We start from the raw sequence: 25,008 nt of genomic DNA on the forward strand, positions 1-25,008 counted from the left end.
CGAGGAGGGAGAACGATGGCTGAAGCATTAGTGAAAAAGAAACTGATGTTAGAAGGTTTAGATTGTGCAAACTGTGCAATGAAAATTGAAAAAGGCGTTGGGAATATAGAAGGAGTAAATTCTTGCTCTGTAAATTTCGCGACAAAAACAATGGTTTTAGAAACAGCGCAAAATAAAGAAAGCGAAGTTGTTACAGAAGCAAAACAACTCGTTACAAAATTAGAACCGCACATTAAAGTGCAAGAAGAAAAAAACACAAAAATGGCAAAAGAAGTGTTTATATTAGAAGGTTTAGATTGCGCAAATTGTGCGATGAAGATTGAAAATAAAGTTAAGGAAATGCCGACGGTTTCAGCAGCAACTGTTGATTTCGTATCAAAGAAATTACGAATTGAAGTAGCGAATAAAAGAGAATTAGAAACGACTGTAGCCAATATAACAAATGTCGTTCAAAAGTTAGAACCAGATGTGAAAGTTGTTCGTGAAGAAAAGGGTGGTCATGACCATGGACATAGTCACGATCATGGAGAAGCAAATGTGAAAAAAATGGTAGGACGATTAGTGGTTGGAGGAATTTTGACAGCAATTGCTGCATTAGCTGGCTTACCACAAATGATCACAATTCCGTTATTCGTCCTTGCGTATGTATTAATTGGTGGAGATATCGTTTGGAGAGCAGTAAGAAACATAACTCGTGGCCAAGTGTTTGATGAGAACTTCTTAATGGCAATTGCAACACTAGGAGCTTTCGCAATTCAACAATACCCAGAAGCGGTTGCAGTAATGTTATTCTATCAAGTAGGAGAACTATTCCAAAGTATTGCGGTAAACCGTTCTCGAAAATCAATTACTTCATTAATGGATATTCGTCCTGATTACGCGAATGTAAAGATTGGAAATGAAACGAAACAAGTATCACCAGAAGATGTACAAATCGGCGATTATATTATCGTGAAACCTGGTGAGAAAGTACCGTTAGACGGAAAAGTAGTTGAAGGAACATCAATGGTAGATACTTCAGCATTGACTGGTGAATCTGTACCACGTGAAGTTGAAATTGGAAATGATGTATTAAGTGGTTTTGTGAACCAAAATGGTGTATTAACAATTGAAGTTACAAAAGAATTTGGTGAATCAACTGTATCAAAAATTTTAGATTTAGTTCAAAATGCAAGCAGTAAAAAAGCGCCAACAGAAAACTTTATTACGAAGTTCGCGCGTTACTACACTCCAGTTGTAGTAATTACAGCAGCGATCATGGCGTTTATTCCACCACTTATTTTAGAAGGAGCTACATTCTCGGATTGGATTTATCGAGCTTTAGTGTTCTTAGTAATTTCTTGTCCGTGTGCGTTAGTTGTATCTATTCCTCTTGGATTCTTTGGAGGTATCGGTGGTGCATCTAAAAGTGGTGTGTTAGTAAAAGGGAGTAACTATTTAGAAGCTTTAAATGATGTGAAATATATTGTTTTTGATAAAACAGGCACATTAACAAAAGGTGTCTTCAAAGTTACAAAAATGGAACCGAGCGAAGGTATTACAAATGAAGAATTATTAGAGTATGCAGCATTTGCTGAAGTGTATTCTAACCATCCAATTGCACAATCGATTCGAAATGCATATGGAAAATCAGTTGATGAAAAAATAATCGATGATTATAACGAAATTTCTGGTCACGGTACAGTCGTAAAAGTACAAGGAAAAGAAATTTTTGCAGGTAATGCTAAATTAATGAGAAAAGAGAACATTACATTTAAGCAACCAGAAACAGTAGGTACATTAGTTCACGTTGCTGTAGATGGAAAATATGCAGGTTATATCGTTATCTCTGATGAAGTAAAAGAAGATTCAAAACAAGCAATTCAAAAATTAAAAGAACTAGGTATTAAGAAAACAGTCATGTTAACTGGTGATGCAAAACCAGTTGGTGAAGCTGTTGGTAAAGAGTTAGGTTTAGATGAAGTTCACGCAGAACTATTACCGCAACAAAAAGTAGAAGAGATTGAAAAAATTGATGCAGCAAAGCATGGAAAAGAAAAAGTTGCTTTCGTTGGTGATGGTATTAATGATACACCGGTATTAGCAAGAGCCGATGTTGGTATTGCAATGGGTGGTTTAGGATCAGATGCAGCAATTGAAGCAGCAGATATCGTTATTATGACTGATGAGCCTTCAAAAATTGCAACAGCTGTAAACATTGCAAAACGTACAAGACGCATTGTATGGCAAAATATTATCTTTGCATTAGGGGTAAAAGGATTAGTTTTACTACTTGGTGCTTTCGGTATTGCAACAATGTGGGAAGCGGTTTTCTCAGATGTTGGTGTGACACTACTGGCAGTGTTAAATGCAATGCGTGTACTACGAGTGAAAGATTTATAAAGTGAAACCTTAATCAGTGGGGGGCTTCATCCCCCGCTGATTATTAGCCTTCACCAATCGGGCTTTTACGGACAGTTGATCCCCCATCTAACGCCCTTGCTTTTGCTGAATTTTGGGGGTCTTACTGCCCGTTAATGCGGGATAAAAAAGAGGACGCAACCTGCGTCCTCTTTTTTAGGTTATTCTGTTGAAATTGACTCAATAAAATAATAACAAATATTATTTTAGAAATAAATAACGTAATATTAAAATTTACAAATAAAAAATATTTGTCTTGTTATTTTAATATATTTTTTACAAAGATATATAGCATTGAAGAAAACAGAGAAGGAGCAGCTTCTCTGTTTTATTTTTGTATATTTTTTTCAACTTGTTCTCGAACAGTTTGAATGTAATTCATTTTATGATCCCAGCATTCTTGACTTAAATCGACAGGGTACTCTTCAGGATTTAAAGTTCGCATATACTCTTCCCAAAATAACGCGAGACTCTGTTCATTGTATTTTTGAATATCCAATATGTCAGGTAGTTCATATGTTCTTTCACCGTTAACGAAAATGTCTTTATGCAGTTCGCGCGCTTCAAAGTTTGTTACAAATTTACTTATATACGTGTGAACAGGGTGAAACATTTTTAAGCGTTCTTCTTTTCCTGGTTCTTCACAATCTAATGCAATATAATCGCCTTCTGCATGATCATTAACTCGGTTGATAATGCGATAAATTCGTTTCAGTCCTGGAGTAGTAATTTTTTCAGGGTTAGATGAAATTTTAATTGTATCATTTAACTTTCCATCAGTATCTTCAATCGCAACGAGTTTATAAACAGCTCCTAAAGCTGGTTGCTCAAAGGACGTAATCAATTTTGTTCCAACGCCCCATACATCAATTTTTGCTCCTTGAGATTTTAAATGCATAATGGTGTATTCATCTAAATCGCTAGAAGCAATAATTTTTGTATTTGTAAACCCGGCTTCATCTAGTAGTTTTCTTGCCTTTTTAGATAAATAAGCCATATCACCACTATCGAGGCGAATGCCATAAAAATCGATGCGATCCCCGAACTCTTTTGCCACGCGAATTGCATTTGGAACACCAGATTTTAATGTGTCATATGTATCAACGAGAAAGACACACTTTTTATGAGTTTCAGCGTATTTCTTAAAAGCAACATATTCATCGCGATAAGCTTGAACAAAAGAGTGCGCATGTGTGCCGGCTACAGGTATCCCAAAGCGTTTTCCAGCCCGTACGTTACTCGTAGATGAGAAACCACCGATAAAGGCAGCACGTGTACCCCAAAGGGCTGCATCGAACTCGTGGGCACGTCTTGTTCCGAACTCTAAAAGTTCATCGTTATTTGCAGCGTGCTTCATACGAGCTGCTTTCGTTGCAATTAATGTTTGGTAATTCACAATGTTTAACAGGGCGGTTTCAATAATTTGTGCTTCCCCGAGCGGTGCATCGACACGTAATAAAGGCTCGTTATTAAAGACAACTTCACCTTCTTGCATACTTCGAATCGTCCCGGTGAATTTCATATTTTGTAAATACTGAAGAAATTCTTCTTCAAATTGTAATTCTGCTAAATAAGCGATATCGCTTTCGGTAAAGCTGAAGTTTTCTATGTACTCTACAATTTTTTCAAGGCCAGCAAAAACAGCATAACCGTTCTCGAATGGAAGTTTTCGAAAGTATAAATCAAACACCGAGCGGCGGTTATGAATACCATCTTTCCAATATGTATAAGCCATATTAATTTGATATAAATCTGTATGTAAGGCATAGCTATCGTCTTTATAATAAGTCATCGCGAAAACACCTCCATAATTTGGTTATAGTATACCAATTTTTCACGGATCGTAGCAAAGAATAGATATGAAAGTATAGTCAAGAGGGAAAAAAATGAAATATTGCATATTTTTTAGAAAATTAACATTTATCAATTTATATTTCTCAAGATTTTATGTATTATTAAAGTAATGGGGGTAAATGAGAATGGAGGAGGACAATGCAACAAACATTAGAAAAAATAGGCAAACAAGTCTTTTACAAACGGCTACAGCAAAAAATGACACAAGAAGAATTATGTCAGGGCATTTGTTCTGTCTCATACTTAAGTAAAATCGAAAATGGAAAAATCGAAGCATCAGAAGAGATTCTACAATTGCTCTGCGCAAGATTAGAAATTGCCGTGACGGATTTGAGAGATGTAGAAGAAGATGTGAAGGGGAAGCTGGATGAATGGTTAAATGCATTAGTTCATTTGGACAAGCCACAAGTAGAACGCATATATGAAGAATTACAAGGTGAAATGAAGCATGTTTTGGATTTTGAAATTATAAATTATTATAAACTGCTTTATACGCGTTATTTAATTATGAAAAGGGATATTGCTACACTTGAAGAAGAATTAGATAGATTGAAGAAGGTATATAAAAAGTATTCTCCATTTCAGAAGTTATTATATATGTATAGTAGAGGGTTATTGTGCTGTTTGCAATATAGATGGAAGGAGGGGCTAGATTACTTATTAAAAACAGAAGTAATGGCCAAGGAACAAGGTTATCATGAAACAGGCCTATATTATAATATAGCGCTTGTATATACTCATTTAGATATTCATCATCTTGCAATCCATTTTGTAAATATAGCATTAGAAGGCTTTCGTAGTGAATATAAGTTTAGAAACATAATTAACTGCCAAATACTTATTGCGGTAAGTTATACAGAAAAAGGTCAGTATGAAGAAGCTTTAAAAATGTATGAGAGTATTTTGAGAGAGTCCGCATCTTTTGCTGATAAGGATGTACTTTTAGCTATTACTTTAAGTAATATGGGAAGCATCTATTATAAAAAAGGCAAATATCAGCAAGCAAAAAAATATTATTTAGATAGTCTACAACTTCAAAAACAAATAGATTTAAATTATTTAGATACAATATATGAAATGGCAGTAGTATGCATTAAATTAGAAGAGTTAGAGGAGGCAAAGGCATTAATTGATAAGGGAATTGATGCAGCAAAACAAGAAGAGAGATTTAATGCAAAATTATACTTGCTTTTAATGCTTAGATATAAATATTTTGAAGAAGCGAAAGATTATAAAGCATTTTTGGAAAATGAGGCTATCCCATTGTATAAATCTGCGGGAAATAAAATAGAATTAAAGAAAGTATACATTGAACTAGCAGAACATTTTTCCAGTTTATCGAGATTTGAAGAAAGTAATCGATATTATAGGTTAGTTATTGATTTAATGAATGATAAGGAGGAATAAAAATGAAAAAGATGGTATTTGGAGCATTAGCATTTATAGTGACTCTTACAGTTGTTGGAGGAATACATCAGTATAGCAGTAAACCTGATATTGTTGGTCAAGAAGCTAAAACAGTTCAACAAATTAATTCATAATTAAAAACCCCTTTCCAACCGGAAAGGGGTTTTTTCAATATTTGTTCCTCAAAATTCTACAAAACTTGAGAAAAAAATTAATTGAATTTTTAGTATATTAATAGTGGAAACATAATGCTAATATGAAACTACTCTTTTTCAAAAAATAATTTATTAGGGGGAAGGTTCATGAAAAAGAAAAGTTTAGCATTAGTGTTAGCGACAGGAATGGCAGTTACAACGTTCGGAGGGACAGGCTCTGCATTTGCAGATTCTAAAAATGTGCTCTCTACGAAGAAGTACAATGAGACAGTACAGTCACCGGAGTTTGTTTCTGGGGATCTAACTGGGGCAACTGGTAAGAAAGCAGAATCTGTTGTGTTTGATTACTTAAACGCAGCAAAAGGTGATTACAAGTTAGGGGAAAAGAGTGCGCAAGATTCTTTCAAAGTGAAACAAGTGAAGAAAGATGCTGTAACTGATTCAACAGTATTACGTTTGCAACAAGTATATGAAGGAGTACCTGTATGGGGGTCTACGCAAGTAGCTCACGTAAGTAAAGATGGTTCTTTAAAAGTATTGTCTGGAACAGTTGCGCCTGATTTAGACAAAAAAGAAAAATTGAAAAATAAAAATAAGATCGAAGGCGCAAAAGCAATTGAAATTGCGCAAAAAGATTTAGGGATTACACCTAAATATGAGGTAGAACCAAAAGCGGACTTATATGTATATCAAAACGGTGAAGAAACAACATATGCATACGTTGTAAATTTAAACTTCTTAGACCCGAGTCCAGGAAACTACTACTATTTCATTGAAGCAGACAGCGGTAAAGTGTTAAATAAATATAATAAACTTGATCATGTAGCAAATGAAGATAAATCACCAGTTAAGCAAGAGGCACCTAAACAGGAAGCGAAACCAGCTGTAAAGCCTGTAACAGGAACAAATGCAGTGGGTACTGGTAAAGGTGTATTAGGAGATACGAAGTCGCTTAATACAACGTTATCTGGCTCATCTTACTACTTACAAGATAATACGCGCGGAGCAACGATTTTCACATATGATGCGAAAAATCGTACTACATTGCCAGGAACATTATGGGTAGATGCAGATAATGTTTTCAATGCAGCGTATGATGCAGCAGCGGTAGATGCTCATTACTATGCGGGTAAAACATATGATTACTATAAAGCTACTTTTAATAGAAACTCTATTAATGATGCAGGAGCGCCATTAAAATCAACAGTTCATTATGGAAGTAGATATAATAATGCGTTCTGGAATGGCTCTCAAATGGTATACGGAGATGGTGATGGTGTAACATTCACTTCATTGTCTGGTGGAATTGATGTAATTGGCCATGAATTAACGCATGCTGTTACAGAGTATAGCTCAGATTTAATCTATCAAAATGAATCAGGGGCATTAAATGAAGCTATTTCAGATGTTTTTGGTACTTTAGTAGAATTCTATGATAACCGTAACCCAGATTGGGAAATTGGTGAAGATATTTATACGCCTGGTAAAGCAGGAGATGCGCTTCGCTCTATGAGTGATCCAACGAAATATGGTGATCCAGATCATTATTCTAAGCGTTACACTGGTACTAGTGATAACGGTGGGGTTCATACGAACAGTGGTATTATTAACAAACAAGCTTATTTATTAGCAAATGGAGGTACGCATTACGGTGTAACTGTAACTGGTATTGGTAAAGATAAGCTAGGTGCAATTTATTACCGTGCAAACACACAATATTTCACGCAATCTACTACATTTAGTCAAGCGCGTGCTGGTGCAGTACAAGCTGCAGCTGATTTATATGGTGCGAACTCTGCTGAAGTAAATGCAGTTAAGCAATCATTTAGTGCTGTTGGTATTAACTAACGATCTAAAGGATAGCTATTAATAAAATACCTCAAAAATAAAGAAGGAGCATAGGCTCCTTCTTTATTTTTTTCTCCATTTTTTCCACAAATAAAACAATCCAATAGCGCCCGCGATTGTTACAATCCACTTCGCTTCATTTGTTCCGTTCATGACATGATAAGCAGAATATACCTCGATTAATAATGCCGGTATTTTACCTATTGTACTGGCAATACTGAAGGATAGTAATGACATTTTGCCTAGAGCTGCAAATAAAGTCACGATACTAGACGGAATGAAAGGAATGAGGCGGAACGATAGGACGAGTAGAAAGGCCTCTCTACCTTCTACATAAAGTAGGCGTTCTACCTTTGGATACTTATTTACTTTGCTGTGAGTGAATTTCTGAAGGCCTATACGATAAATATAAAACGAGATAATAGCCCCTAATGCCTCACCTGCGATCGAAATAAGGGTTCCGTTTGTTACACCAAAGAGCTGTATGTTAATAGCGGTCAAAAAAATACTAGGGATAACACCTAAAAGGCTAATGACTATGTTGATTAAGATACTAAGTGGAATTGCGATTGAATAATAGTCTGTTAAGAAGTTTTGAATTGTTTCAGCCATTGTTTAAAATCCTTTATCTTTTTTTTGCATTACACCATATTTCCATTGTGTAGGCAAGTACAAATTTACATAATGTAGAAAAACGTTAAAAAACACCATTATTATACCTTATATGGGTATTAGGTATATGAAGTAAGGGGTATATTTTACTTTTTAAAAAAATACAAATAAAACCTTTATTTAAAAGGTTAATAGATGATTTTAGGGGGAGGTTTAACTCGGGAAATAATCATAAAAACATAGGGGTATATTTATGTAAGGGCGAAAATAGCGGTTTTATGAAAAACGGGTGGTAATTTGGCAAAATAGATGAGGAATTTGAAAAATGTGTATGTTTTTTCGATGTGAAATTGACTTTTAGTGAAGTTACGATAATAATCATGAAAGAGGTGATATGATGAAACGAATAAGTAGTCTTTTCGTGAGTAGTTTATTGGCACTCATGCTGATCTTAAGTGGATGTGCAGGAAAAGAACAAAAAACAGAGAAACAAACAGGGAATCAATCGGCATCAGTAGAAAAAATTAGTGATAATATTTTAGACGAAATGGAAGGACCACCTAAAAATGGTCATACGATTGAAAGACATGTAGGCAAATCAGAAGAAGATTTGAAGAATCGCTTGAAGACAGATAAAGTATCAGCAGCAAGTACATACTATGACAAGGAAACGGCAACGAAAGCTGTAAAAGATAGTTTGAAGCAGCATGATAAGGAAATTCAAGATTGGTTAAAAAATTCTAAAGAGGCTCGTCTCGTATTAAATACAACACATTCATTCCCGGTTGGAAAAACGGTAATAAAGAAAAATATGAATGTAAAAGACAAGTTAGTCAAAACTGTTACTGTTTTAGCGAGAGATAAGTCAGGGGATTTAGGATATAAGATCATTACTTCTTATCCATCTGATAAATAAGAAGGGGGAGTAAATATGTATACGACATTACAATATTTTTTCAAATCGTATTGTACGTTAAGTATCCATGAAGATGAAATAGTAGGCGTGATGGAAGAGTTTATAGAGCAAGAAGACGAAGAAATTGTTTTGAAATTACGCGATGAATTATTATATATGAAGAAAAAGGATGCTTGGGAAGAGGCGTGCGTACTAGCTGCGAAGCAAGGAAATCGTATGTGGTCGTTAGAAGAAACGAAAGACCATCTTGCAACCTTTTTATTATTATTGCAAAAGAAAAAGGCGTGAGTAGATCACGCCTTTTTGTTTGATAGTGTCTTATTGTTTTGGAGCGCTTTTATATACGCTTTTTGAAATTTGTCCATTAGATATTACTTCACCGTTTTGTGTAACTTTTTTATATGTAACTGCTGTTATTTTATCATTAGTCCTACTAATTACTTGAGAAGAAACTTCAACATTTTTACCAGTATTTGTGCCGAAAATACGTGTAGTAATACTACCTCCATTTGAAAATGCTTGAATATAAATATGATTGCCTGTATTATTTTTAAATTTTAAATCTGGACCATAATCTGCTACTGCTGCATCTTGCCCAAGTGGTAAATAATTTACGGGCATAGAATGGTTGCTTCGAGAAACAATTCCTAAATCTGCTCTTAAAGCTGCGCTATATAAAGTACTACTCACTTGGCAAACGCCTCCGCCTGCACTTTGTATAACTTTCCCTTGTGAATATACAGCTGCGGATTTATAACCATGAGCAGCATCCGTTACGCCAACGCGGCCATTAAAACTAAATGTTTCATCAGGTGCGACAATCACTCCACTTAAAGTATTAGCTGACTTATTTACGTTAAAGGATTGATTCCCATTACGGCCAGCCATTGGAGTTGAATATTCAGCAATTACTTCTTTAATCCCCATTTTCTGTATATCTTCTGTAGAACGTTCAGGCTTTAATAGTGTAACGGGTAATGTAACATCAGATGTGCCAGAAGTAATGGCTTGCCGCGTTAAATCAGTTAACTTTTCTTTATCGATTTTTTCTCCATTTTGGCTCTGGCTAATATTTACTGTAGTGCCTTCAATACTTAATTCTGCATTAACAGGATTTTTTAATGTTTCATTATATTTATCCTTCATAAAGCTTTCATAAGCAGTTGTATTTAATTGAGGTGTTAATTTATAGTCACGTTTTAATTCGCCGTTCTCAGCTTGTTTCCGCATTTTGTAACGATTTATTGCGTTGCCTTCTTGTTCTTTAAAGATTTTGTCGATAATATCTTTTTCTTTATAATTTATCCCTAAATCTTTCCATGTGTAAGTTTGTTTATCGTTTTGGAATATGTACGTAAGTGATTTTTGATCTAATTCAGTGATTTTTTGATTAATAATAGCTTGAATATCTTTTTTATTTTTTCCATCGAGAGAAATACCTTCAAATGTAGTATTGGGTAATGCAGTAGTATCTAATTGATTATTTAGTTTGGATACATATTGATATCCGCCAACACCGCCAACACAAAGTAATATGCCTCCAGCAATTGCAGAACCGATCAGTATTTTACTTAGCTTCATTTATTTCCCCCCAGAAATTTTTGTATAAATATATGTATTACATTTTTTGTATAAAAATGATGAAAATAACATTATGTACGTACTAGTATACTATTATTTTCACTGTATGTGTAATGTTTTTATAAAATATGTTACACTGTTGTAATAATTGTCTCTTTTTGTCACAATGTGTACGAGAAATATGTTGAAAATTATAATAAAAAGGCTGTCTAGAAAGTTCTAGCAGCCTTTTTATTATAATTTTTTATGTTCATTTTTATTCGTAACACCGAGATGTTCTTGTAGTGTTGTCGAAATATTATCGACGCTTTTTTCGTTTGGAACGTAATAATAAATACCACCTATATATTTATCAGTACCTTCTACTTGCAATTTGTCCATTTTTAAGTTTGAACCCATTGAATTTTTCGCAATTGTCATCATATCATCAAAAGTTAAATTTGTTTTTAAGTCTTTATCAACAGCGTCTAATAAACCACCGATTTTATTAATGGAATTCAGAGATAATGCCTTTTCAGCAATAGCTTCTAAAACAAGCTGTTGTCGTTGACCGCGCATATAATCACTATCGATATGACGAGTTCTTGCTAGTGCCAGTGCTTCTTCTCCATTTAAATGTTGACGTCCCTTTTTAAGGTGAACTGCATCTGCTTCATCTTTACTATTTTGTTCTGTGAACTCCACTGGAACATCTACAGTAATGCCACCAAGGGAATCAACAATTTTGATAAAGGATTTAAAGTTGAATTTTACATAGTAATCAACTGGAACATCTAAAAATTTCTCAACTGTATCAATCGTGCTGTCTACACCACCGAATACGTGCGCATGTGTAATTTTATCGTATTTATCACGTGATTTAATATAGACACGTGAATCACGTGGAATACTGACAAGCTTAACAGATTTATCGTTTTTATTAATGGTTGCAAGTAATAGTGCATCTGTACGAGTTGCTTTCCCATAATTTTTGTCCCTAATATCACTTTCATCAACACCCATAATAAGTACGGAAATGTTGTCAGTCATAGGTTTAACGGCTTTTTCACGTTTGCTGGATTTGTCTCCGCGACCAAGTTCAGAATAGGCATTACTTAGAATTGATTTTGCTTTACTGTATATATGGAAGGAGTAGCCTCCTGCTCCAAGTGCTATAATCAGTAATGGAATAAGAAGGAACCAAAGTAGACGTTTTTTCTTTGAGCGTCCCTTTTTGGCTCGAGTATCTTTGTGCATATCGGATTTCATCATTTTTTCTCCTTTAAAACTATCAAAGTATATACATCTAGAAGCGCATTTAAACACATAAAAAATATTGTACGCTAAATAAAAGCGATTGTACATGTATAAAAAATAGATGTCTTGATTATTTATAAAGACATCTATTCGTTATTGTATACAAAAGATAGGGATAAGAAAATGATAAAATTTTACCTAATTACAACATAATGCTTACGATAATTGCAGATAAAATGCTAACGAGAGTCGCTCCGTATAGTAATTTAAGGCCAAATCTGGCAACGACGTTTCCTTGTTCTTCGTTTAATCCTTTTACCGCACCTGAAATAATGCCGATAGAAGAAAAGTTGGCAAAAGAGACGAGGAAGACAGAAATAATACCAACTGTACGAGGAGAAAGGCTATTAGAAATTTTACTAAGATCCATCATTGCTACAAATTCATTCGTTACAAGCTTCGTTGCCATAATGCTACCAGCCGCGACAATTTCAGAACTTGGTACACCAATAAGAAATGCAATTGGTGCAAAGACGTAGCCGATTAATTGCTGGAAAGTAATGCCGAATATAATGAGGAATAGATCATTAATGCAGCTCATTAATGCGACGAATCCGATAAGCATAGCACCGACAACGATAGCTACTCGAAAGCCATCTAGAATGTATTCTCCAAGCATTTCAAAAAAGCTTTGCTTTTCGCCTTTTATTTCTAAAATATCTTCATCATCTTTCACGTCGTAGGGGTTAATAATCAGTACGATAATAAAACCGCTAAATAAATTGAGAACGAGTGCGGTTACTACATATTTAGGTTCGATCATTGTCATATAGGCACCTACGATAGACATAGATACAGTTGACATAGCAGATGCGCAAAGTGTATAAAGACGGTGTTTTGGAATTTGAGCTAATTGTTTTTTGACCGTAATAAAAACTTCTGATTGGCCGACAATGGCAGATGCGATAGCATTGTAAGATTCTAATTTCCCAAGACCATTTATTTTACTGAGGAAGTAACCGATCCAACGAATGAAAAATGGTAGTATTTTGAAATGTTGCAGTATACCGATCAAGACGGAAATGAAGACAATTGGTAATAAGACAGTAAGGAAAAAGGGCATTTCACCTTTATTGGCAAGGCCGCCAAATACGAAGTTTATACCATCAGCAGCATACTCGAGTAGCTTTGTAAACAAACTGGAGATGAACCGAATAAGTATGAGACCGATTTCTGTATTCAATAATAAATAGGTTAAAATTAACTGTATAAGAAGCATGATGAAAATAGGTTTAAATTTAATATGCTTCTTATTGTTACTAGCGATATAAGCAAGGAAGAAGACGACGATAAGTCCTAAGAAAAAGGTAATAAATTTCATAGTAAGCCCCCTAAAAGAGATATTCTGCTATATATGTTTTTCATTTCAAGGGAGAATATGCATCTTTGGTAAAGAAAGGAATAGAGAGAGTATGAATATATGTAGAGTACACCACGTTGCAATTATTTGTTCAAATTATGATGTGTCAAAAGATTTTTATACTAGGATATTAGGTTTTGAAGAGGTAAAAGAGGTATATAGAAAGGAACGAGATTCTTATAAGTTAGATTTATGTGTAGGGGGAGAGTATCAAATTGAATTATTTTCATTCCCAAGTCCGCCTGAGCGCCCGAGTTTTCCAGAAGCGTCTGGACTTAGGCATTTAGCATTTGCTGTTACAAATATAGAAGAAGCCGTGCAACATTTAAGTCAATGTGGTGTTGAAACTGAGGCGATACGTATTGATGAGATAACCGGGAAAAAATTTGTTTTTTTCCAAGATCCGGATGGTTTACCTTTAGAATTGTATGAGGTTTGAAATTGGTGAATTTTATATAGGGTTGCTTTTGAGTAAATGAAGAAACTAAAGTGAAACTTCTTTTTTAAAGGAGGTGTCACTTTAGCTAAGAAAGCTAAAGGATATATGTGGATATTTTAAAATTACTGATGGTAGTCATTCTTATTGCATTAACAGGTTTTTTTGTAGCTGTTGAGTTTGCAATTATTAAGGTGCGTAGCAGTCGTATTGACCAACTCGTTAGTGAGAAACGACGAGGAGCATTGGCAGCAAAAAAAGTAACTTCAAATTTAGATGAATATTTATCAGCATGTCAGTTAGGTATTACCATTACCGCTTTAGGGCTTGGGTGGTTAGGCGAGCCGACTATAAAACATTTACTAGAGCCGTTGTTTTTAAAACTACACCTATCTTCTGCAATTGCAAGTACCGTTTCATTTATTATTGCTTTTGCAGTTATTACGTTTTTACATGTTGTTATTGGTGAACTTGCTCCTAAGACGTTCGCCATACAAAGAGCAGAGCAAGTTAGCTTATTATTATCGAAACCACTTATTTATTTTTACCGAGTAATGTATCCGTTTATTTGGGCTTTAAATGGTTCAGCAAGGCTTGTAACAGGGTTATTCGGATTACATCCGGCTTCTGAACATGAAGTTGCTCATTCGGAAGAAGAATTACGATTAATCTTATCTGAGAGTTATGAGAGCGGAGAGATTAATCAAAGGGAATTTAAATATGTAAATAATATTTTTGAATTTGATAATAGAGTGGCAAAGGAAATTATGGTGCCTCGTACGGAAGTTGTAGGTTTATATGAGGACGAACCATTTGAAACACATATTAAAATAATCGCACAAGAAAAATATACGAGGTATCCTGTATTTGGTGAAGATAAAGATGAAATCATTGGAATGGTTAATGTAAAGGATTTATTTATTCGTTATATGGATGGTAATCGGGACGAGGAGTGCTCGATTATGCCATATACAAGGCCGGTCATTGAAGTGCTAGAAAATATTCCAATTCATGATTTACTATTACAAATGCAAAGAAAACACATTCCATTAGCTGTGTTGTATGATGAATATGGTGGTACAGCTGGGATTGTTACATTAGAAGATATTTTAGAAGAAATTGTTGGGGAAATTCGAGATGAATACGATGAAGATGAACACCCGCCTATAGAGCATATAAGTGAAGGGTGTAAAATTGTAGAGGGGAAAGTGCTTATTAGTGAAGTAAATGATTTATTTGGCATACACTTAATCGCTGATGATGTAGATACAATTGGTGGATGGATTATGGTACAAAAGCAAATCGTTGCTGAAGGAGATATTATTGAAAAACACGGCTTTTCTTTTAAAGTTCTGGAAAAAGATATGCATCAAATTAAACGAGTGGAAATAAAGAAGGGAGAAGAATGATTTTCTATAAAAGGTATATATAGAAAATTAAATGTTTGCGCTTTCAAAAAAGGTACTATATAGTGAAGGTGGACACTGAAAAATTCTTCTGAATGATACTCGTATTTTTAGAGGGCGAATTTTTTAAATAGGGATTTAGAATGAAAAGTATAGGTGATGAAAATGATAGCAACGAAGGATATACGTATAGAAAAAGATTTTTTAGGTGAAAAGGAAGTACCAAGTAGAGCTTATTACGGTGTACAAACATTACGTGCGGTAGAAAACTTCCCGATTACAGGATATCGCATCCATCCGTCACTCATTACGGCAATGGCAATTGTGAAAAAAGCGGCGGCACTTGCAAATATCGATACTGGTTACTTGGCGAAAGACATTGGACATGAAATTGCGGAGGCAGCGCAAGAAATTGTTGATGGGAAATTCCATGATCAATTTATCGTAGATCCAATTCAGGGCGGTGCTGGAACTTCTATTAATATGAATACAAACGAAGTAATTGCTAATCGAGCGTTAGAACGTATGGGATATGAAAAAGGCGAGTATGCAAAAATTAGCCCAAATACGCATGTAAACATGGCTCAGTCAACGAATGATGCGTTCCCAACGGGAATTCATATTGCAACTCTTATGATGTTAGAAGAACTTCTTATTACAATGGAAGAACTTCATGCTGCTTTCCGTGCAAAAGCAAACGAGTTCGATCACGTCATTAAAATGGGACGTACGCATTTACAAGATGCTGTTCCGATTCGTCTTGGACAAGAATTTGAAGCGTATAGCAGAGTGCTTGCGCGTGATATAAAAAGAATTAAACAATCTCGCCAACATTTATATGAAGTGAATATGGGGGCGACAGCTGTTGGTACGGGATTAAATGCAAACCCTACCTACATTGAACAAGTGGTTAAACACTTACGAACATTTAGCGGATTCCCACTTGTTGGTGCAGAGCATTTAGTTGATGCAACACAAAATACAGATGCATACACAGAAGTATCTGCAGCGTTAAAAGTATGTATGATGAATATGTCTAAAATTGCGAACGACCTTCGTATTATGGCATCTGGTCCACGTGTTGGATTGGCGGAAATTCAATTACCAGCTCGTCAGCCAGGTTCATCTATTATGCCAGGTAAAGTAAATCCTGTTATGGCAGAAGTAATTAATCAAGTCGCTTTCCAAGTAATTGGTAATGATCATACAATTTGCTTAGCGTCAGAAGCAGGACAACTGGAGCTCAACGTAATGGAGCCTGTGCTTGTATTTAATTTAATTCAATCTATTAGTATTATGAATAACGGATTCCGTGTATTCCGTGAATATTGTATTAAAGGAATTACAGCAAATGAAGAACTGCTGAAACAATATGTTGAGAAAAGTGTTGGAATTATTACAGCAGTTAACCCTCATATTGGTTATGAAGCAGCATCACGTATTGCACGTGAAGCAATTGAAACAGGAAAATCTGTTCGGGAGTTATGTTTAGAACATGGTGTACTGACAGAAGAAGAATTGGATATTATTTTAGATCCATTCGAAATGACGCATCCTGAAATTGCTGGAGCTTCTTTACTAAAGAATAAGAAGATGTAATGTAAGAAACACCGATCCATTTGGATCGGTGTTTTATTTTAAAAGATATTAAATACAGCGTTTAATTGAAGTAAGCTAATGATAGCTAAGAAGATTAGACTGTATTTCATTGCTGTTTTAAATAAGGCAGATTCTTTACCAACTAGTCCAACTGCTGCACAAGCAACTGCTACAGATTGAGGTGAAACCATTTTTGCCATTGTACCACCTACTACGTTTAAGGCAACAAGAGTAGAAGGAACGATGTTTAATTGATCTGCAGTTACTGCTTGAAGCGGTGCGAATAATGAACCACTTGATACTACTGATCCTGTAATGAATACGCCGATCCATCCTAAGATTGGAGAAAGAATTGGGAATGCATTACCAGTAGAAGAGAATGCAAGTCCAAGTGTAGATGACATACCAGAGTAGTTTTCTACGTAAGCTAACGCGATAACGCTACAGATTGTATATACTGGAGCTTTTAGCTCTTTCATTGTTTCAACCATTAATTCTTTAACCATTTTACCTTTAACGCGGTACACGATAAGTGAAACGATAATTGCTAATACAATTGCAGTAGTTGTAGATGAGAATACATCAAATTTGAAAACAGCTGCGAAAGGTGTATCAGCTTTTGTAATTGGTGTAGTTTTCATAACAGCATTATGAAGACCAGGGAATTGAATGTTAAATACTAAGTTTGCTAGTGCACCATCCGGAGCAAATAACGCTTTAATTGGTTTTAAATTAAAGATTGTTACGAATGCAGTTAAGAATACGAATGGAGACCAAGCATATAAAATTTGATTGAATGTATGAGCTTCTTTTTCTTCTGGTTTTTCTTCTTTAGTAGAAGATTTTGGCTGCCAAACACGTAAGAATAATGCAAGAGAGATCATACTTACAACGGCTGCGAAAATATTAGTAAGTTCTGCACCTAAGAAGTAAGTTACAACGAACTGAGTAATTGCGAAAGAAATACCACTTACAAGAATACCTTGCCAAGTTTCTTTAATACCTTTAATTCCATCGACCATTGAAACAAGTAAGAAAGGTAATACAATACTAATGAATGGTAGAATAAGAACAGTTTGACGACCGATAGTTAATGCATCAAGTTCAGTTAATTGTGCTGGTACTGTAACTGGGATACCCATAGCACCCATAGCACCACCAGCGATGTTTGCTACTAAACAAATACCTGCTGCTTTTAATGGGTTAAAGCCCATACCTACAAGTAGTGCAGCTGTAATAGCAACTGGAACCCCTAGACCAGCTGCGCCTTCTAAGAAAGCACCGAAAGAATAAGCGATTAATAATACTTGTAAGCGTTGATCATTTGTAATGCTTGAAATGCTATCACGAATGATGTTGAATTGCTCTGTTTTAACAGTTAATTTGTAAAGGAAAATTGCTGCGATAACAATAGTACAAATTGGATAAAATCCAGATAAAATACCGAATCCGGCAGATGCTACAGCTACTGTTGCTGGCATTTTATAAACGAATATAGCAAGAATAATAGCGACAATCACACTGTAAAGACCAGCGATATAACTTTTCATTTTCAGTCCCATTAAACAAATGATGAAGCAAAAAATTGGAAGTGCTGCGATTAGAGCAGATAACCAAATATTGTTTAATGGGTCATAAATTTGTGTCCAAGTACTCATAATAATGACAACTCCTATCTATTTTATGTGAAGAAATTCACATTATTTGTGAAACTATTCACAATCAACTTACATGCTTAGTATATTCTCCTTCAACACTATTGTCAACGTAAAAAAGTATAATTATTCCATAATAGTGTTAAAAGAAATGCTTTGTTCATAAAGTAGACAAAAAGCCCACCCAAATCTATTTGAGTGGGTGAGATAAATTATTTGCATATTCTTTTCTTTCAGTTGTTTATACATTATTGATACTACAGCTCTATAGTAGAGACCGTCTTTGTATCGAATATAGAGCTGCAGAATGTACCGTTTGTCCTATTTGATCAAGTCAGGGGTGGGACAGTAAATGTACTTAATAGGAAGTGTTCCATCATAGTTCAAGCGATTGAATATTAATTAAAAAGCAATAAGTTAAAATTTAATGTTATGATATCTCTTTTTACTGAAAATTCCTTTTAGCATAACAAAGAGGTTAAATATAACCCCAAAACGTTACGATAGGTTATCAATTATAGACGGTATTTTACAATATAATTACTGTACGTTGCAATGAGGTGAAAATATAACAAAAAGCTTGATAAAACAACGTTTGTAAGCAAAGTATTCATAGTCCTTACTTTTGCTTTTTCGTTATATCATATAGTATAATATTCAAAATCAGCAAGGAATTTTTCCTGAATTCTTTCCTGATAAAGGTGGAAAAATTTTTCAGCTTTATAGGTTGATAAAGTTATGTCGTAACAGGAAATATAAGAACAGATATATAAATAAATAAAAAGAAAATAAAAACGAAAATGAGGGGAACTTTATGAGCCAAAATCAATTCGAATGTCATATTTCAGAAGAAGATGTACAAATGTTAAGAGCGTTAGCGCATCCGTTACGTCTACGTCTAGTAATGGAACTAATGCAACGTGGAACATGTAATGTAACACAATTACAGGAAGTGCTAGAAATTCCACAATCAACAGTTTCGCAACATTTAACAAAATTAAAACAAAATAAAGTAGTACGCTTTGAAAGACGAGGATTAGAAGTGTATTATCAAATTCATAATGATAAAGTAAGTGAAGTTGTAAAAACATTATTTTCTTAAAATTTGAATATTATGGAAAAAGACGTGTGGGACCTACGTCTTTTTTTATTTGTTAGAAGGTGATATGAGAAAGAATGTTAATATGTAAGGAAAAAAGGCTAACCATTAAAATGTTGCTATATGGAATATATTCTAAAAGGAAAAGAAAAGATAGAAAGGAGTGTAATAAGTCAAAGGAGGGATAGTAGAATGGATGTAAAACGTGTGAAACAAATTTTATCTTCTTCAAGTAGAATCGACGTTACATATGAAGGTGTACCAGTATGGATTGAGAGCTGTGACGAGCAGAGTGGGGTTGCTCAAGTGTATGATGTATCTAATCCTGGAGAAAGCGTCCACGTGAACGTGACGGCTTTAGAGGAGAAGTAATAGAAAAGACGCTTCTGATTTTAGAAGCGTCTGTTTTTGTATTATTCCATCATACTCGCAACTTTTTTAGAGAAGAGAAGGAGTACAAGTCCTAAGACGATAACGATAATGCCAATACTTGCAAATACTTCAAGGTATCCTAATGATTGTGTAAAGGAAGCAAGTTTACCAGCTAACCAGTTAGCCATACCTGAACCAGCTAACCATACACCCATTAGTAATGATGCTAATTTAACAGGTGCAATTGCACTTACCATTGATAGACCGATTGGTGATAAGAATAGTTCTCCAATTGTATGGAACATATAAGTGATAACGATGAATAATAAGTTTGCTTTAACAGTTATATCAGCTTCACTACTTCCAGTTTTTAGAACCGCTAATGTTAAAACAAGGTAACCTATACCTAGTAAAATCATACCAAATGCCATTTTTGTTGGTATTTTTAAATCGCCACGCTTTGATTTAGAAAGTTTTAACCATAGCATAGATACGAATGGTGCAAGTAGTACGATGAACGCTGGATTAACGGATTGGAACCAAGATGTTGGGATTTCCCATCCAAAAATTGTACGATCAACAAATTTATCTGTATAAAGTGTTAAAGAACTACCAGCTTGTTCAAAGCCTGCCCAGAAGAATACTACGAAACAAGTTAAAATTACAATTGCCCAAGTGCGGTTTTTTTCTTGTTTTGTTAAAGGTTTCTTTTCGACTGCAGGTTGATTTTTTGTTTTTTTACCAACAACTGTTGTTCCTGCTGTACCAAGATAGCGAGGAGCTAATAAGTTGAAAACAATTTGTCCAATAATCATACCGATACAAGCTGCTAAGAATCCGTATTTATATCCCATAACCATAACGCCATCAACGCTTGTTTTAAAGAAATCTTCTGCTAAAAATCCACAAATAAGTGGAGCGAAGAAAGCACCTACGTTAATACCCATATAGAAGATAGTAAATGCACTGTCACGACGTGAATCATTTTCACTATACAATTCACCTAACAGTGTAGAAATATTTGGTTTGAAGAACCCATTACCAATAACTAATAGTATTAATCCTAGAAATAGTCCTGTTTTTGTATTCATTGAGAATAGTACAAAGTTGCCGATTGCCATAATAATTCCGCCGAGAGTAATGGCATGACGTCTTGTAATATAATGATCCGTTAGCCATCCACCTATAATTGGCATGAAATATACTGCCGCTGTAAAAGTACCATATAATTGCACTGCAAACGCCTTATCAAATCCTAACCCGCCACTAACCGCAGCAGTCGTTAAGTAAAGAACTAAAAGGCCACGCATTCCATAATAACTAAATCTTTCCCACATTTCTGTTAAGAACAACAAGTACAATCCTGGTGGATGTTTTTTTGGTGATTGTTGCTCTCCAGCTTTGTCTAATTTTAAAGCTGCATCCATTTTTGTTTCCCCCTAATCCTGTATAACGGATATTTATGTAATCATTTTAATTTACAAAATATTTAGAAGTCAATAGAATTATATGGAAATAGAAAGAAAATTTCTAAAAAAGTTCTATTTTACTTCGACCGTTACTGTATTTTGCCCTGAAAACAAGATGATAAGCGTTTTCAAATGTAATAATTGAATTCTAAAAGAAAATAAAATAGTGATTAATCAGAAAATTTAGATTAAAATATTTATTCTGATATAGAGAAAATATATTCTATTTACTTTTATAATATAACATATTGGGAATAAAAATACAAAATGAAATAATGTGACATTTAAGTGAATTGAAAAATAACCAGCTCCATAGAAGGGGAGCTGGTTAGGGAAATACTATTTAACAAAGCGTTTTTCGATATCATCTAATAGTAGGTTAGCAGCCATTACACCGCCAGCAGTATTCCAAATCACATCGTCAACTTTGTATGCTTTATTATTTTTCACTGCATTTAAATTTTTAAATAGTGGATCATTGATATATTCTTTTTCTAATTCAGAGCCTTTTTTCTCATTTCCTTTATCGAATGTGAAGTAGAACAATACATCGCCATCCATTGCAGAAATACGTTCTTTAGATACGTTACGCTCTGCGAAGTCATCTTTATTTTGATCGCCAGGACGTTTAAATCCAAGTTCTTTTAAAATAACACCAGAGAATGTATCACCATGATAAATACGAACATCACCAGGCATGAAGCGAACCATAGAGATTTCTTGATTTACTTTATCACCTAGTTTGGCTTTTAAATCTTTCATACGTTTATCGTAATCAGCTAAAACCTTTTGTCCTTCTTTTTCTTTATTTAATGCTTTCGCATAAAACTTGAAGTTATCTTTCCATTCACCACGTAATGTTTCAGAGAACACAGTAGGTGCAATTGCTTTTAGTTGCTCGTACACTTTTTCGTGACGCATTTTGTTACCTATAATTAAGTCTGGTTTTAAAGAAGCGATTGTTTCTACGTTCACTTGTCCTTCATCACCAACAACTTTTACATCTTTCATTTTATCTTTAATATGTGGATACCATGGATCACCAGTCCAAGATTTTACAGCCCCAACTGGTTTAACACCTAATTCAAGTAAAGCTTCAGTACCTTCATTTGTTAAAATGACTACACGTTTTGGATTAGCAGGAACTTCTGTTTTACCCATTGCATGTTCCACAGGAATCATTTCTTTTTTCGTACCTTCTTTTGATTCTTCTTTCGTATTTGATTTTCCACAAGCACTTAAAAGTAGTGAAAAGGCTAATAAAAATACAAATACTGTAAACGATTTCTTTCGCATGAAATTCATTATGTACCCCCTACATAGTGAGAATTTTTTTCAATAGCAAGCATGATATTAAGCCTTTATCTTTAGATTGTCAATACATACGGTTGAAAATAATTCTCATTTCCGTTGACAATGAGAATTAAGTTGAAATACACTTACAACGTATCATTATACATTGAAGGGGAAACGCTGCATGTTATTAAAAACAAATCGAGCAAAATGGATTGGATTATTTGTTGGGATCATTGCAGTCATTACTTGTATTTGGGGCAGTATTATTTTCGGATATACAAATACGAGTTGGAAATTAGCGTTAGATGCTTTTTTCCATTTTAATGGGTCCAATGAACATATTATTATTCAAAATGTGCGTCTACCAAGGGCATTAATTGCAGCGAGTGTTGGTGCTAGTTTAGCCATTGCAGGTTGTCTTATGCAAACTTTAACGAAAAATCCACTTGCTTCTCCAGATTTTATTGGATTAAATTCAGGTGCTGCTTTCTTCATAGTTGTAGCAATTGTTATTTTTTCCGTGACATCATTATCAGCTTTCACGTGGATTGCCTTCTTAGGGGCAGCAATTGCAGCTGTACTTGTATTTGCTTCTAGCTCTTTAGGAAAAGAGGGGACAACGCCTCTTAAATTAACGTTAGCAGGAGTGGCAATTAGTGCGTTATTTTCATCATTAACACAAGGATTACTTGTTTTAAATGAAAAGGCGCTTGAAGAAGTATTATTTTGGCTTGCCGGATCTGTGCAAGGAAGAAAGTTAGAAATGTTACAATCAGTATTCCCGTATTTATTAATAGGCTGGATTGCATCTATTATGATGGCAGGGAAAGTAAATACATTGATGATGGGAGAAGACGTTGCAAAAGGACTTGGTCAAAGAACGATTTTAATGAAATCATTCGTACTACTTATTATTGTCCTGTTATCCGGTGGTTCAGTTGCGGTCGCAGGTCCTATTGGGTTTATTGGTATTGTTACCCCGCATTTTGCCAGATTTCTTGTTGGAGTAGATCATAGGTGGAGAGTACCGTATAGCGGCTTATTAGGTGCAATACTATTGATCTTAGCTGATATCGCAGCAAGATATGTCATTATGCCACAAGAAGTACCAGTAGGGGTTATGACAGCATTTATTGGTGCGCCGTTCTTTATTTATATTGCACGTAAGAGAGGGCTTAGCAAATGAAGAAGTATATTCCGTTTCGTATAGGAAAAGGCGGGCTCTCGTTTTTAATGTACAAACGAGCTTGTCTCGTCTTATTCAGTTTACTAGTTGTTTTAATAGGATTGTTTTTTGCGAGTGCAGGTATGGGAGACATGAAAATTGCTCCTTATGATGTATGGCAAGCGATTACTGGAAATGGCGATGCGATGTCTAATATGGTTGTAAATAAGTTTCGTATGCCTCGTATTTTAATTGCTATCCTTGTAGGAATCGCACTTGCTGTAGCAGGATGTATTTTACAAGGGCTCGTTCGAAATCCACTTGCTTCTCCGGATATCATCGGGATTACAGGTGGTGCAAGTGTTGCAGTGGTATTATTTTTAGCTATATTTAGTGATAAAAATAATGCGCTAACTGTAAGCATTCATTATATGCCGTTAGCAGCTTTTATTGGGGCAACGATTGTAGCACTTTTTGTATATTTATTTGCATGGAGAAATGACGGATTATCACCGATTAGTCTTGTTTTAATTGGTGTTGGTTTTTGGGCATTAACGAAAGCGGCAACGACTTTGTTTATGTTGTTAGCGCCAATTTACCAAGCGAGTCAAGCGAATGTATGGATTACAGGCACTGTTTACGGGTCTTCATGGCAAAACGTCATGGTACTTGCGCCGTGGGTTCTTATTTTAACGGTAATATCATTTATAGCTGCTAGACATTTAAATGCGCAAGAGCTAGGGGATGATATTGCGGTAGGGCTTGGTGTTCCTTTAACAAAGTCACGCATATTTATGTTATTACTTAGTACAGCTTTAATTGGTGGAGCAGTTGCCTTTGCTGGTGGAATTGGATTTGTCGGTTTAATGGCACCTCATATTTCACGAAGACTAGTTGGTTCTTTATACGGTGCATTACTCCCGGTTGCGGCTATTGTCGGTGCGATTTTAGTACTTGCTGCAGATTTAATTGGGCGTACAGTTTTCACCCCACTTGAAATTCCAGCAGGGGTATTTACATCAGCAATTGGTGCACCTTATTTTATTTATTTACTTTATAAAAGTCGGAATTCATAAAGGAAG

21 protein-coding genes are annotated in these 25,008 nt (G+C 34.9%); 13 read left to right on the top strand and 8 right to left on the bottom strand.

Annotation, left to right across the window (positions count from 1 at the left end):
• The first annotated feature begins 15 nt into the window (after window positions 1-15).
• On the top strand, window positions 16-2,382 hold the full coding sequence (locus ACTFR9_RS21810) for a heavy metal translocating P-type ATPase (RefSeq protein ID WP_000796589.1): 2,367 nt from the start codon (window positions 16-18) through the stop codon (window positions 2,380-2,382).
• Window positions 2,383-2,728: 346 nt separating this feature from the next.
• On the opposite strand, the gene ACTFR9_RS21815 is transcribed toward ACTFR9_RS21810, so the two are convergent.
• Window positions 2,729-4,192: a nicotinate phosphoribosyltransferase gene (locus ACTFR9_RS21815; protein WP_000222900.1), complete on the bottom strand. Its 1,464-nt coding sequence runs from the start codon at window positions 4,190-4,192 to the stop codon at window positions 2,729-2,731.
• A 200-nt stretch (window positions 4,193-4,392) separates the two neighbouring features.
• On the opposite strand from ACTFR9_RS21815, the gene ACTFR9_RS21820 reads away from it, so the two are divergent.
• The 3 genes from ACTFR9_RS21820 (at window position 4,393) to ACTFR9_RS21830 (ending at window position 7,664) form a co-directional block, all read left to right on the top strand.
• Entirely contained in the window at window positions 4,393-5,661 is a 1,269-nt protein-coding gene (locus tag ACTFR9_RS21820; protein ID WP_001187929.1) for a helix-turn-helix transcriptional regulator, read from the top strand.
• A gap of 2 nt (window positions 5,662-5,663) precedes the next feature.
• Window positions 5,664-5,795 (top strand): quorum-signaling peptide NprX, encoded by a 132-nt coding sequence (nprX, locus tag ACTFR9_RS21825; protein ID WP_000738909.1) that lies wholly within the window; start codon window positions 5,664-5,666, stop codon window positions 5,793-5,795.
• 168 nt (window positions 5,796-5,963) lie between these two features.
• Window positions 5,964-7,664, top strand: a complete 1,701-nt coding sequence (locus ACTFR9_RS21830; RefSeq protein WP_000730398.1) for a M4 family metallopeptidase — start codon at window positions 5,964-5,966, stop codon at window positions 7,662-7,664.
• A gap of 63 nt (window positions 7,665-7,727) precedes the next feature.
• Here the strand turns inward: ACTFR9_RS21830 and ACTFR9_RS21835 are convergent, their stop codons facing one another.
• The gene (locus tag ACTFR9_RS21835) at window positions 7,728-8,276 is read right to left on the bottom strand and encodes a TVP38/TMEM64 family protein (RefSeq protein WP_000852211.1); all 549 of its coding nucleotides are present in this window, start codon (window positions 8,274-8,276) and stop codon (window positions 7,728-7,730) included.
• Window positions 8,277-8,673: 397 nt separating this feature from the next.
• Here ACTFR9_RS21835 and ACTFR9_RS21840 point away from each other — a divergent pair, with 397 nt between their 5' ends.
• Together ACTFR9_RS21840 and ACTFR9_RS21845 are read left to right on the top strand one after the other, a co-directional pair.
• A complete protein-coding gene (locus tag ACTFR9_RS21840; RefSeq protein WP_000822717.1) occupies window positions 8,674-9,192 on the top strand; it encodes an RNase A-like domain-containing lipoprotein in 519 nt (172 codons plus the stop codon).
• 15 nt (window positions 9,193-9,207) lie between these two features.
• Window positions 9,208-9,480, top strand: a complete 273-nt coding sequence (locus tag ACTFR9_RS21845; RefSeq protein ID WP_000288788.1) for a hypothetical protein — start codon at window positions 9,208-9,210, stop codon at window positions 9,478-9,480.
• 30 nt (window positions 9,481-9,510) lie between these two features.
• Here ACTFR9_RS21845 and ACTFR9_RS21850 read toward each other — a convergent pair whose 3' ends face one another.
• The 3 genes from ACTFR9_RS21850 to ACTFR9_RS21860 form a co-directional block, all read right to left on the bottom strand.
• Entirely contained in the window at window positions 9,511-10,773 is a 1,263-nt protein-coding gene (locus ACTFR9_RS21850) for a VanW family protein (protein WP_000777346.1), read from the bottom strand.
• A 234-nt stretch (window positions 10,774-11,007) separates the two neighbouring features.
• Window positions 11,008-12,021: an LCP family protein gene (locus ACTFR9_RS21855; protein ID WP_000834033.1), complete on the bottom strand. Its 1,014-nt coding sequence runs from the start codon at window positions 12,019-12,021 to the stop codon at window positions 11,008-11,010.
• A 190-nt stretch (window positions 12,022-12,211) separates the two neighbouring features.
• Window positions 12,212-13,390: a NupC/NupG family nucleoside CNT transporter gene (locus ACTFR9_RS21860; RefSeq protein ID WP_000668836.1), complete on the bottom strand. Its 1,179-nt coding sequence runs from the start codon at window positions 13,388-13,390 to the stop codon at window positions 12,212-12,214.
• Window positions 13,391-13,481: 91 nt separating this feature from the next.
• Here ACTFR9_RS21860 and gloA2 point away from each other — a divergent pair, with 91 nt between their 5' ends.
• From gloA2 to aspA, 3 genes are all read left to right on the top strand, one after another.
• Complete coding sequence (gene gloA2, locus ACTFR9_RS21865) at window positions 13,482-13,868, top strand: SMU1112c/YaeR family gloxylase I-like metalloprotein (protein WP_229136710.1); 387 nt, start codon at window positions 13,482-13,484, stop codon at window positions 13,866-13,868.
• A 107-nt stretch (window positions 13,869-13,975) separates the two neighbouring features.
• Entirely contained in the window at window positions 13,976-15,274 is a 1,299-nt protein-coding gene (locus ACTFR9_RS21870) for a hemolysin family protein (protein ID WP_000353305.1), read from the top strand.
• Window positions 15,275-15,436: 162 nt separating this feature from the next.
• The gene (aspA, locus tag ACTFR9_RS21875) at window positions 15,437-16,870 is read left to right on the top strand and encodes an aspartate ammonia-lyase (RefSeq protein WP_000562151.1); all 1,434 of its coding nucleotides are present in this window, start codon (window positions 15,437-15,439) and stop codon (window positions 16,868-16,870) included.
• Between the two features lie 38 nt (window positions 16,871-16,908).
• On the opposite strand, the gene ACTFR9_RS21880 is transcribed toward aspA, so the two are convergent.
• Entirely contained in the window at window positions 16,909-18,528 is a 1,620-nt protein-coding gene (locus ACTFR9_RS21880) for an L-lactate permease (RefSeq protein ID WP_073536212.1), read from the bottom strand.
• A gap of 811 nt (window positions 18,529-19,339) precedes the next feature.
• On the opposite strand from ACTFR9_RS21880, the gene ACTFR9_RS21885 reads away from it, so the two are divergent.
• Both ACTFR9_RS21885 and ACTFR9_RS21890 read left to right on the top strand, forming a co-directional pair.
• Window positions 19,340-19,627 carry an ArsR/SmtB family transcription factor gene (locus ACTFR9_RS21885; protein ID WP_000081427.1) on the top strand — a complete coding sequence of 96 codons (288 nt, stop codon included), beginning with the start codon at window positions 19,340-19,342 and terminating at the stop codon, window positions 19,625-19,627.
• 189 nt (window positions 19,628-19,816) lie between these two features.
• A complete protein-coding gene (locus ACTFR9_RS21890; protein ID WP_000382683.1) occupies window positions 19,817-19,996 on the top strand; it encodes an acid-soluble spore protein H in 180 nt (59 codons plus the stop codon).
• A gap of 41 nt (window positions 19,997-20,037) precedes the next feature.
• On the opposite strand, the gene ACTFR9_RS21895 is transcribed toward ACTFR9_RS21890, so the two are convergent.
• Together ACTFR9_RS21895 and ACTFR9_RS21900 are read right to left on the bottom strand one after the other, a co-directional pair.
• Complete coding sequence (locus ACTFR9_RS21895) at window positions 20,038-21,423, bottom strand: peptide MFS transporter (RefSeq protein ID WP_000338322.1); 1,386 nt, start codon at window positions 21,421-21,423, stop codon at window positions 20,038-20,040.
• A 381-nt stretch (window positions 21,424-21,804) separates the two neighbouring features.
• Window positions 21,805-22,770 (bottom strand): ABC transporter substrate-binding protein, encoded by a 966-nt coding sequence (locus ACTFR9_RS21900; protein WP_001010266.1) that lies wholly within the window; start codon window positions 22,768-22,770, stop codon window positions 21,805-21,807.
• A 172-nt stretch (window positions 22,771-22,942) separates the two neighbouring features.
• Here ACTFR9_RS21900 and ACTFR9_RS21905 point away from each other — a divergent pair, with 172 nt between their 5' ends.
• On the top strand, window positions 22,943-23,947 hold the full coding sequence (locus tag ACTFR9_RS21905) for a FecCD family ABC transporter permease (RefSeq protein WP_000925219.1): 1,005 nt from the start codon (window positions 22,943-22,945) through the stop codon (window positions 23,945-23,947).
• On the top strand, window positions 23,944-25,002 hold the full coding sequence (locus tag ACTFR9_RS21910; RefSeq protein ID WP_000760066.1) for a FecCD family ABC transporter permease: 1,059 nt from the start codon (window positions 23,944-23,946) through the stop codon (window positions 25,000-25,002). The genes ACTFR9_RS21905 and ACTFR9_RS21910 overlap by 4 nt, the downstream gene beginning before the upstream one ends.
• Window positions 25,003-25,008 lie beyond the last annotated feature (6 nt).

Origin of the sequence: Bacillus cereus group sp. MYBK222-1 (assembly GCF_051916425.1) — a bacterium.
In the GTDB taxonomy this organism is placed as follows: Bacteria; Bacillota; Bacilli; order Bacillales; family Bacillaceae_G; genus Bacillus_A; species Bacillus_A paranthracis.

Coding starts and splice junctions, on each gene's coding strand:
- ACTFR9_RS21880 (WP_073536212.1), bottom strand. CDS start 18,528: ATGAGTACTTGGACACAAATTTATGACCCATTAAACAATATTTGGTTA.
- gloA2 (WP_229136710.1), top strand. CDS start 13,482: ATGAATATATGTAGAGTACACCACGTTGCAATTATTTGTTCAAATTAT.
- ACTFR9_RS21835 (WP_000852211.1), bottom strand. CDS start 8,276: ATGGCTGAAACAATTCAAAACTTCTTAACAGACTATTATTCAATCGCA.
- ACTFR9_RS21895 (WP_000338322.1), bottom strand. CDS start 21,423: ATGGATGCAGCTTTAAAATTAGACAAAGCTGGAGAGCAACAATCACCA.
- ACTFR9_RS21905 (WP_000925219.1), top strand. CDS start 22,943: ATGTTATTAAAAACAAATCGAGCAAAATGGATTGGATTATTTGTTGGG.
- ACTFR9_RS21890 (WP_000382683.1), top strand. CDS start 19,817: ATGGATGTAAAACGTGTGAAACAAATTTTATCTTCTTCAAGTAGAATC.
- ACTFR9_RS21910 (WP_000760066.1), top strand. CDS start 23,944: ATGAAGAAGTATATTCCGTTTCGTATAGGAAAAGGCGGGCTCTCGTTT.
- ACTFR9_RS21845 (WP_000288788.1), top strand. CDS start 9,208: ATGTATACGACATTACAATATTTTTTCAAATCGTATTGTACGTTAAGT.
- ACTFR9_RS21840 (WP_000822717.1), top strand. CDS start 8,674: ATGAAACGAATAAGTAGTCTTTTCGTGAGTAGTTTATTGGCACTCATG.
- ACTFR9_RS21830 (WP_000730398.1), top strand. CDS start 5,964: ATGAAAAAGAAAAGTTTAGCATTAGTGTTAGCGACAGGAATGGCAGTT.
- ACTFR9_RS21815 (WP_000222900.1), bottom strand. CDS start 4,192: ATGACTTATTATAAAGACGATAGCTATGCCTTACATACAGATTTATAT.
- ACTFR9_RS21860 (WP_000668836.1), bottom strand. CDS start 13,390: ATGAAATTTATTACCTTTTTCTTAGGACTTATCGTCGTCTTCTTCCTT.
- ACTFR9_RS21900 (WP_001010266.1), bottom strand. CDS start 22,770: ATGAATTTCATGCGAAAGAAATCGTTTACAGTATTTGTATTTTTATTA.
- ACTFR9_RS21850 (WP_000777346.1), bottom strand. CDS start 10,773: ATGAAGCTAAGTAAAATACTGATCGGTTCTGCAATTGCTGGAGGCATA.
- ACTFR9_RS21810 (WP_000796589.1), top strand. CDS start 16: ATGGCTGAAGCATTAGTGAAAAAGAAACTGATGTTAGAAGGTTTAGAT.
- nprX (WP_000738909.1), top strand. CDS start 5,664: ATGAAAAAGATGGTATTTGGAGCATTAGCATTTATAGTGACTCTTACA.
- ACTFR9_RS21855 (WP_000834033.1), bottom strand. CDS start 12,021: ATGAAATCCGATATGCACAAAGATACTCGAGCCAAAAAGGGACGCTCA.
- aspA (WP_000562151.1), top strand. CDS start 15,437: ATGATAGCAACGAAGGATATACGTATAGAAAAAGATTTTTTAGGTGAA.
- ACTFR9_RS21885 (WP_000081427.1), top strand. CDS start 19,340: ATGAGCCAAAATCAATTCGAATGTCATATTTCAGAAGAAGATGTACAA.
- ACTFR9_RS21820 (WP_001187929.1), top strand. CDS start 4,393: ATGCAACAAACATTAGAAAAAATAGGCAAACAAGTCTTTTACAAACGG.